Genomic DNA, 8,629 nt, shown 5'->3' on the forward strand with positions numbered 1-8,629 from the left:
CGATTCTCGCGAAGCTCGGGCTCGCCGACCGCCTGCACGTCGTGATCTGGGCCTACGAGAACGGCGTCCGCCGCCCCGGCCGGTAGGCGCATGCGTGCCGGGGATCATCCCTGCGGGCGATCCGGAACCGTCCTCGGGGGCGACGCGGAGGGCGGATCCGGATCCGTAGCGTTCGGGGCATGAGGAACAGAACGCGTGTCGTGCTGCTGATCGTCGCCCTTGCGCTCGGAGCGGTCGTCGCCCTGCTCGGTGCGATCGGCGTCCTGGTCCCCGGCGTCGTCCCCTCGGGGGCGGCCCCGAGCCTCGTGGCGACCGCCGTCGGGGCGCCCGCGGCCGCGGCGGTGTCGATCGCCGCGGGGCTCGCCGCGGTGGCCGTCGGGGTTCTGGGGCTGCGCGGGGTGAGGGGCGGGGCCGCCGGCGTCGCCCGAGGGGTCGTCGGTGCGGCCCCGGGCGGGCTGCGCATCGTGGCGGTGCTCGTGGCGCTGCTGGTGGCGGCCCTGATCCCCGGAGGGATCATCCCGGTCGCCGGCTACTCGTTCGTGCTGGTGGTGGCGGGGCTGGTCGTCGGCGGACTCGTGCTGCTGACGGTGCGGCGCCCCGTGAGGGGCCTCGTGGGGATCGCGCTCGTCGTCGGCGTCGTCGTGCTCGCGGCGCTCCGGCTTCCGCTGGCCACGTTCGCGCCTCGCGTGCTGGAGGCGCTCGCGCCGCGGCTCGGCGAGCTCGCGGTCTCCATGGCGCACCTCGTCGCCGCGGGAGCGCTCGCCGCCTGGGCGATCGGCGAGCCCGCGGTGCGGGGCCGCTTCGCTGCGGGTGTGCTGCGGCATCGGCGCGCGATCACGATCGCGGCGGCGCTGTGCGCGCTGCCGTACGTGTTCTGCCGTCTCACGTGGCTGACGCCCTGGCCGCTGTTCGCGCCGAGGGGCGCACTCGCGCCGGACATCCTCATGGTCGGCCTGCTGCTCGGCGGGGCGATGCTCGCGGCGGGGCTGCTCACGCTCGGGCTGTGCCTGCCGTGGGCGGACCGGTTCCCGCAGTGGATGGCCGGGGTCGGCGGTCGTCCGGTGCCGGCCGGGCTCGCGGTGGTCGCGGCGTCATTCGTGGCGGTGATGTTCACGGTGGGTGGGGTGGATCTGGTGCGCGTCGCCACGACGAGCAGTGGTGCGCTGCCGGTGGGGGCCCTGGAGATGATCCTCGTGCTGCCGTTCTGGCTGTGGGGACCGCTGCTCGGCTTCGCCACGTGGGGCTACGCGATGCACCGCGGGCGGCCGGAGGAGCGCCCCGCGGTGCCGCGGGCGATCGGTGACCGCGGGCTGTCCGACAGCCTCCGGGCGCGGGCGACGGCGGAGCTCGATGCGATCGAGGAGCGCGAGGTGCATCGCAGCGGGCGTTGATGGCGGTCGAGGTCGGCTCGGCCGCCGGTCTGCGCGGCCCCCGGATGCCCGCCGGTCCGGGCGGATCCGGTCCGGATCGATCGTCAGTCGCGGTCGATGCCGAAGGTGTGCTTCATGAGCGCGCTGACGTCGCGGTCGATGTTCCGGATCTCTCCGCGCAGCTCGGCGATGTCGCCCTTGAGCTCGACGCGCAAGGAGTGGATCTCCGAACGCACGACACGTGTGAACATCGTGGTGACGATCGTGATCATGCCGAACATCCCGGCGGCGAACACTCCGATGAGTGTCCATACCTGTGGTTCGTTCATGGTCAGCACCCCTTCAGTGTCGCGTGGATCCGCCCACAATGCCAGGGAACGAGAGTTCCTGACCGGCGACCACGGAATCGGTGCACGACGTCGCGGGGAAACGCGCTGTGCGGACCGGATGATCCGGATCGGGCCCTCGCCGGGCCCCGGTCCGAGGCGGTCCGCTCAGACCTCGAGCGCGAGCCAGCGTCCGGTCCGCACCCGCAGACCGAGCGTCGCGAGCCTCGCGCACAGGTAGACGCCGAAGAACGCGACGGCGAGCCAGATCAGGCCGGCCACGCCGTTCACCCCGGTGGCGGCGATGATCGCGAGCGCGGGCAGGAACGGCACGAGGTTCAGGCCGCCCGCGATGGCGAGGTAGCGCGCATCGCCGGCGCCCATCAGCACCCCGTCGAGCACGAATACGATCCCCGCGATCGGCTGGGCGATGGCGAGCACGATGAGGGCGGGCTGGATCAGTGCGGCGAGGGCCGGGTCGCCCGTGAAGGCGAGTCCGATGACCGACGACAGCGCGGCGATGAGCACCCCGACGATCACCCCGAACCACGCGCCCCAGGCGACGGTGCGGGCGAGCACATGCCGTGCCCCGTTCGGATCCTCGGCGCCCAGGCTCTTCCCGATGAGGGCCTGCGCGGCGATCGCGAGCGCGTCGAGTGCGAAGGCCGCGGCGGAGAAGATCGTGAACACGACCTGCCAGCCGGCGAGTTCGCGCGTGCCGATGCCGGTCGCGATGCCCACGGTCGCGAGCAGCGCCACCCGCAGACTCACGGTGCGCAGGAACAGCCAGCCGCCGGAGCGCGCGGAGCCGCGGATCCCGCTCAGCTCGGGTGCGACCGAGGCCTCGTGCCGGCGCGCCAGGCGACCGATCACGAGCACATAGGCGCCGACCATGCCCCACTGCGCGACGACCGTGCCGAAGGCGGATCCGGCGATGCCCCAGCCGAACCCGTAGATGAAGAGCCAGTTCAGCAGTGCGTTCGCGGCGAAGCCGATGCCCGCGATCCACAGCGGGGTGACAGTGTCCTGCATGCCGCGCAGCAACCCGGTCGCCGCGTAGACGACCAGCATCGCGGGCAGCCCCCACATGGAGGGCGCGAGGTAGGCGGCGGCCTGCGCCGCGACCTCCGGGGTGGCGCCGAACAGCGGGATCACGGCGGGCGTGAGCAGCGAACCGCTCACCGCGAGCACCGCACCGAGGCCGAGCGCGAGCCACATGCCATCGATGCCGACGGACACCGCGTCGCCGTGGTCGCCCGCGCCGAACCGCCGCGCGACCGCGGGCGTGGTCGAGTAGGCCAGGAAGATCATCAGCCCGACGATGGTCTGCAGGATCGCCGACGCGATGCCCAGCCCCGCCAGCGGGGTGGTGCCGAGGTGTCCGACGAGCGCAGCATCGACCATGAGGAACGCCGGCTCGGCCACGAGCGCGCCGAGGGCGGGCACCGCGAGGCGGATGATCTCGCGGTTCAGGGTCGGCGCCCCGCTCGGGCGCGGTCTGTCACCCGGGCTCGGGTTCGGCGTCGGGGAGTGCACCGTACGAGCCTAGAGGCGGCCGGGGACAGCGTGCGCCGCGGGTGGCGCATCCCGCCGGTGCTCATCCCGGTGGGGCGAGGGCGGTGGTGACGAGTCTTCGGACCGCACCGGGGGCGCCGCCGCGGGTGCGAGGCCGGTGCCAGGTGCGGGTGCGATCCCACCAGGCGGGGCCGCGGATCTCTGGCACGCCGTGACGCATGCGGATCTGCCAGCCGGACATTCCGAGCGTTCGGTGGTGGTGCCAGCACAGGGCGACGCCGTTGCCGGTGTGCGTGGGTCCGCCCTCGGCGTGCTCGCGGACGTGATGGATCTCGCACCAGGTCGCGGGGGTGTGACAGCCGGGGATCAGGCACTCCCGGTCGCGGAGCAGGATCGCGCGCCGCTGCGCCGCGTTGAAGATGCGGGCCGTCGTGCCGATGGACACGATCTGCCCCTGTCCGTCGAACAGCACCCGCTGCACACCTCCTGCGCAGGCGGTGTGCCGAGCGACGCTGAGGGGCGCGTCGACGTCAGAGCCTTCGATGAATGCTCGCCCGGTGCCGCTCGCGTAGTCCTCGGCCGACACCGACACCAAGAGTGTCGGAGCCGCCCCGCCGAGGGCGGGCACGGCGGAATGCCCGGCCGCGATGTTCAGGATCGCCGCGAGGTTGTCGTGATTGCGCTGCGCGCGCGTGCGGGTGTCGATCGGGGCGCTCGGGCCGCCGTCGAACACCGGCTCGAGAGGATCCGCGTCGTCCTCGACGAACCGGACCGAGCCCTGCGCGTCCTGCGTCGCCGCCCCCTCGGATCCCAGGCCGTGGAAGACGTCTCCACCCGTCGCGCCGAGGCGCCCGGTGAGGTCCGGAGCATCCGTCGCGGCGGGGTTGTTGAACGCGTCGAACAGGCGCTCCAGGACGCCCGCGACCTCGGGCAGCAGTCCGCCGTGCACCGGGCGGACCCCGTCACGGAGCCGGCCGATCGTGAACCCCCTGTTGCGCTCCGCCTTCCGGTCGTCGGGTTCGGCGCCGTCCGGGTCCAGCGCGAGCATGAGGGCCTGCGCGTGATGTGCGAGCTCGTCCGTGGACGGTGCGGGGCCGGGCCTGCCGTATTCGTCGGGCAGATCGAGGCCGCGTGCCATGGTCGCGAGGATCTCGTCGACGGCGCCGCGGGCGTCGGCGCTGATCCTGTTCCCGGATCGCTCGACCGGGCCGATCGCGGCGAGCAGCCCGGTCGTCGAGAGCTCCCCGTCGCGCAGCACCTGCCCGAGCGCCTCATATCGCGCGGCCCCCTGCTCGCCCGAGGAATGCAGGAAGTCTCGCCCGACCGCGTCCGCGGCGCGCACATACCGGCGGGCCGCGCCCGTATCCACGCGCAGCGCCCGGCGCAGCATCTCGGTCACGTCCGCGCACCCTGCGGCGGTGGTGATCGTCGTCGACGCGGCTCCCGCGTCGCGCTGCACGGCGTGTACGGTCGCGGTCGTGATCGCGCCGTCGAGCAGCCGCTGCATCCGACCCAACGTCTGCAGGATCCGGATCGCGTCGGCATCGGAGATCCCGTCGAGCTGGCAGGCCATCTCGCGCGACGCGCACGCCTGCCGGAGCAGGTCCTCGACCTGCTCCAGAGTCTCGTGCGCGGTGGATGCCATACCCCCATTCAACAGGGGGCCTCCGACATTCGAACCTCCAGATCAGGGCAGGTTTCCGATCTGTGCAGAACTTCCGTGGACCGGCCCCTGTGGAGGACGACGAGCGCCTCGTTCCGCGGTCCTGAACCGCGTCCGGGCCCCGTCGAAAGACGGTCCGCAGCCCCGTGCACGAAGCGGAGGGGAGTCTCGTGCGTGCGAAGGAATCGGCCGGATCCGCCCGTCCGGGCCGGGAGCGGCCGCATAGGCTGGGAGCACCCGAGGCGATCGACCGGAGGAGGCGCGATGAAGGATCCGGACCGCGTGCGCCGCGCGCATGACGCCGCACGGAGCGCCCACGAAACGGCAGAGCGCCCGGGTCAGCACCACCCTTCGGCGCCGCCCGCCGCCCTGAACGCCGAGACGATGCCGGCGATCGTCGAGACCGCGATCCAGGTGGCGATCCGTCAGGGCCAGTTCGACGACCTCCCCGGCGCGGGCAAGCCGATCCCCGGCATCGGCGACCATCACGATCCGGACTGGTGGATCCGCCGCAAGATCGAGCGGGAGAACCTCACCGGTCTCGGCCCGCCCGCGCTCATGCTGCGTGTGGAGGACCGCGAGCTCGACGCGCACCTCGACGACCTGCGGCGGGAGAGCGACGTGCGTGCGGTGCTGGAGGACTTCAACCGGCGCGTGATCGAGGCGCGGCGCCAGCTGCTCGGAGGGCCGCCCGTGGTGACGAAGCCCCGGGACGTGGACGCCGAAGTCGCGGCCTGGCACGGACGCCGGACGGCGGCCGCAGCCGCGGCAGCCGCCGAAGTCCCGACGCCCGCGCCGAGGAAGCGCTGGTTCCGCAAGCCCTGACCAGCCGCTGAGTCGAGCTGAGTCGCCCCAGCCGCCGGGCCCCCACCCGGCGCGCGCCGCCAGGCCCCCGCGCGCCACCCGCGCCGCCAGGCCCCGGCGCGCCACCCGAGCCGCCTTCACTCCGCGCGCGGCGTCCGAGCCCGCCGCCGCTCCCACCACCAGGCGATCCCGACTCGGCCCGACAGTGGCAGCGCCAGCACGAGGGCCGACAGCAGCACCATCGCCGGATACTGCGCGATGAGCTGATCCGACGACCAGTAGAGCATCAGCGTGGCGATCGACCCGAGTGCGACGATCACGGTCAGCACCCGGCCGAGGCCGAGCACGAGCAGAACGCCCAGCCCCGCCTCGAGCGCCGGGATCGCGATGCCGAACAGACCGGGCGCGGCCTGCATGAGCGCGCCCAGAGGGCGGAAGAAGAACGGCACCCGGCTGTTGCCCGCGGCGCTCTGCGCAACGAGCAGGATGTCGGCGGATCCGAATCCCGCGCGATACTTCAGGATCCCCTCGTTCAGCCACAGCACGCCCGCCGCGATCCTGGCCGCCGCGCCGAGAAGTGCGAAGGCGAGCGGCCAGGGTGCGGTGCGGGCGGGCTCCCCACGGCCGACCCGCACCGCCGTCGCGGTCATGAGAGCGCGGCGGCCCCGAACACCGCCTTGGCCTTGTCGCAGTGGATCACGACCTCGGTGTACTTCGAGAGGTCGACGCCGCTCAGCATGAACGTCTGCGACGCCTTGTCGAAGGCCACCGCGTCGATCTGCGTGCCGGCGGAGACGGCCGCCTCGTCGGTGCCGTTCGTCAGGTACACGTGCAGGTCGGGGCCCTCGTCGGAGGAGAAGCCGCTGAGCATGAGCTCGGAGCCGGACACGGTCACGGAGCCCTCCACCTTCTTGCCGTTCAGGCCCATGAACGTCCCGGTCTTGTGCATGTCGTCCATGGACGCCATCGGGGACGAGCCCGGCGCCGACGAAGAGGTCGACATCGTGTCCGACGACGGCGTGGTTCCGCCCGGCGTCGAACTGCAGCCCGCGAGCGACAGACCAAGGGCGAGGACGGCCACGCCGAGCGAGGCGGGGACGAAAGCGATCTTGCGCATGAGTGCTCCATTCCGTGGATGCGCCGGCGGAGGAGGTGCCGGCTGTCGAGTACGAGATCGACGGTAGGTACGGCACGGGCGCCGCGGGGGAGTTCTTTCAGGGCTGTAAGGAACGCGGATCCGGTGTGCGCGACGGGATTAGCCTCTGAGCATGGAGACGTCAGCGGTCGCGCCGCCCCGGGTGGTGGTCGTCGAGGACGACCCCACCGTGCGCGGCGCGGTCGAACGCTATCTCGGTGCGAACGGCTACCTCGTCGAGGGGTTCGGCGATGGGGTCTCGGCGCAGCGCGCGGTGCGGGCGGATCCGCCGGACGTGCTCATCGTCGACCGCATGCTGCCGGGCATCAGCGGCGACGAGCTCGCGCGAGACGCGCGAGAGCGCTCGGCCGTTCCGATCATCATGCTCACCGCGCTCGGCGAGGTCGAGCAGCGCATCGAGGGGCTGGAGACCGGCGCCGACGACTATCTGGTGAAGCCCTTCGCGCTGCGCGAGCTGCTGCTGCGGGTCGGGGCGCTGCTGCGCCGTTCCAGGGCGGCCACCGCGCCGACGCGGGAGATCGTGCGGGGCGACTTCCGGCTGGATCCGGCCCGCCGCCGGGTGCAGGTGCGAGGGGAGGAGGTGCCCCTCGCGGCGCGCGAGTACGAGCTGCTGGCCCACCTCGTGCAGCACGACGGGGAGGTGCTGTCCCGCGACGACATCCTGCGGGAGGTCTGGGGCTGGTCGTTCGGCGAGGCCAGCACGGTGACCGTGCACGTGCGCCGGCTGCGGGAGAAGATCGAGCAGGATCCGCGTCGTCCGCTGCATCTGCTCACGGAGTGGGGCGCCGGCTACCGGTTCTCGGCGGACGGATCCGGCTCATGATGCCCCTCGGCGTCGCGGACGTCCTGCTCATCCTGCTCACCGCACTCGTCTGCGCGGCCGTCGTCGCGTGCGCGGCGCTGCTCGTGCTGCGTCGCGCGAGGCGGGCCGGGCTGACGCTGCGCCTGATGGTCGTCGGGGTCGCGTCGGTGCTCGCGCTGGCGACCGGCGTCCTGGCGATCTCCGCCGAGATGTACCTGTCCGCGCACGACTTCACGGTGCTGGTCTGGGTGCTCGGGGCGGCGCTGCTGTGCGCGCTCGCGACCGCATGGATCACGGCCCGCGCGGCGCGGAGCTCGGTGCGTGGGCTCGCCGATGCGGTGCGCCGGGTCGGCGAGGGCGACGTCGTCGACGGCGGATCCAGCGGCTGGCGCGAATTCGACGAGCTCTCCGCCGAACTCGCCGAGGTGTCCGCGAAGCTCAGCGAGGCCAGGGCCGATCTGGAGCGGCTGGACTCGGACCGCCGCCGCTTCCTGGCCTGGATCTCGCACGACCTGCGCACTCCGCTCACCGCGATCCGCGCGCTCGCCGAGTCGGCCGAGGCGGGGCTGGCGGATCCGGAGGCGTTCCCCGGCCAGGTCCGCGCCCAGGTCGAGACGATGGGGCGGATGGTCGACGACCTGTTCGAACTGTCCCGCATCACCTCCGGCTCGCTGCGGCTGCGCGCCGAGCAGGTCGAGCTCCTCGACGTGGTCTCGGACGCCGTGGCCGATGTGAGCGCCGCGGCCGGCGAGCACCGGGTGCGCATCGTGCAGCAGGGCATCGACGGGCATGTGCTGTGGGCGGATCCGCATCAGCTCACGCGCGTCATCGTGAACCTGCTCACGAACGCCGTGCGGCACGCGCCGGAGGGCTCCGAGATCCTCGTCTTCGCGGAATCGCCGTCGCCGCACCGGCTGGTGCTCGCCGTGCTCGACCACGGCAGCGGGGTGGCGGTCGAGGACCTGGACCGCATGTTCGAGGTCGGCTGGCAAG

General features: G+C 72.9%; 9 protein-coding genes. 4 read left to right on the top strand and 5 right to left on the bottom strand.

The genetic code is table 11. The features are described from left to right. Window positions 1-179 precede the first annotated feature (179 nt). The gene (locus B7X32_RS15405) at window positions 180-1,391 is read left to right on the top strand and encodes a hypothetical protein (protein ID WP_292721462.1); all 1,212 of its coding nucleotides are present in this window, start codon (window positions 180-182) and stop codon (window positions 1,389-1,391) included. Window positions 1,392-1,474: 83 nt separating this feature from the next. On the opposite strand, the gene B7X32_RS15410 is transcribed toward B7X32_RS15405, so the two are convergent. The 3 genes from B7X32_RS15410 to B7X32_RS15420 form a co-directional block, all read right to left on the bottom strand. After that, entirely contained in the window at window positions 1,475-1,699 is a 225-nt protein-coding gene (locus tag B7X32_RS15410; RefSeq protein WP_292721465.1) for a hypothetical protein, read from the bottom strand. Window positions 1,700-1,864: 165 nt separating this feature from the next. Next, complete coding sequence (locus tag B7X32_RS15415) at window positions 1,865-3,232, bottom strand: MATE family efflux transporter (RefSeq protein ID WP_292721468.1); 1,368 nt, start codon at window positions 3,230-3,232, stop codon at window positions 1,865-1,867. A gap of 61 nt (window positions 3,233-3,293) precedes the next feature. After that, the gene (locus tag B7X32_RS15420; RefSeq protein WP_292721472.1) at window positions 3,294-4,856 is read right to left on the bottom strand and encodes an HNH endonuclease signature motif containing protein; all 1,563 of its coding nucleotides are present in this window, start codon (window positions 4,854-4,856) and stop codon (window positions 3,294-3,296) included. Window positions 4,857-5,138: 282 nt separating this feature from the next. Between B7X32_RS15420 and B7X32_RS15425 the strand changes: the two genes are divergently transcribed. After that, a complete protein-coding gene (locus B7X32_RS15425) occupies window positions 5,139-5,699 on the top strand; it encodes a DUF1992 domain-containing protein (protein ID WP_292721475.1) in 561 nt (186 codons plus the stop codon). Between the two features lie 116 nt (window positions 5,700-5,815). On the opposite strand, the gene B7X32_RS15430 is transcribed toward B7X32_RS15425, so the two are convergent. Both B7X32_RS15430 and B7X32_RS15435 read right to left on the bottom strand, forming a co-directional pair. Then, window positions 5,816-6,328 carry a hypothetical protein gene (locus tag B7X32_RS15430; RefSeq protein WP_292721478.1) on the bottom strand — a complete coding sequence of 171 codons (513 nt, stop codon included), beginning with the start codon at window positions 6,326-6,328 and terminating at the stop codon, window positions 5,816-5,818. Further along, window positions 6,325-6,795, bottom strand: a complete 471-nt coding sequence (locus B7X32_RS15435) for a DM13 domain-containing protein (protein ID WP_292721481.1) — start codon at window positions 6,793-6,795, stop codon at window positions 6,325-6,327. Before B7X32_RS15435 ends, B7X32_RS15430 begins: the two co-directional genes overlap by 4 nt. Before the next feature lie 151 nt (window positions 6,796-6,946). Between B7X32_RS15435 and B7X32_RS15440 the strand changes: the two genes are divergently transcribed. Next, on the top strand, window positions 6,947-7,657 hold the full coding sequence (locus tag B7X32_RS15440; RefSeq protein ID WP_292721484.1) for a response regulator transcription factor: 711 nt from the start codon (window positions 6,947-6,949) through the stop codon (window positions 7,655-7,657). Then, a partial coding sequence (locus tag B7X32_RS15445; RefSeq protein WP_292721487.1) for a HAMP domain-containing sensor histidine kinase occupies window positions 7,654-8,629 on the top strand: 976 nt, incomplete at its 3' end. The genes B7X32_RS15440 and B7X32_RS15445, both read left to right, overlap by 4 nt.

Origin of the sequence: Microbacterium sp. 13-71-7 (assembly GCF_002257455.1) — a bacterium.
Lineage (GTDB): Bacteria > Actinomycetota > Actinomycetes > Actinomycetales > Microbacteriaceae > Microbacterium.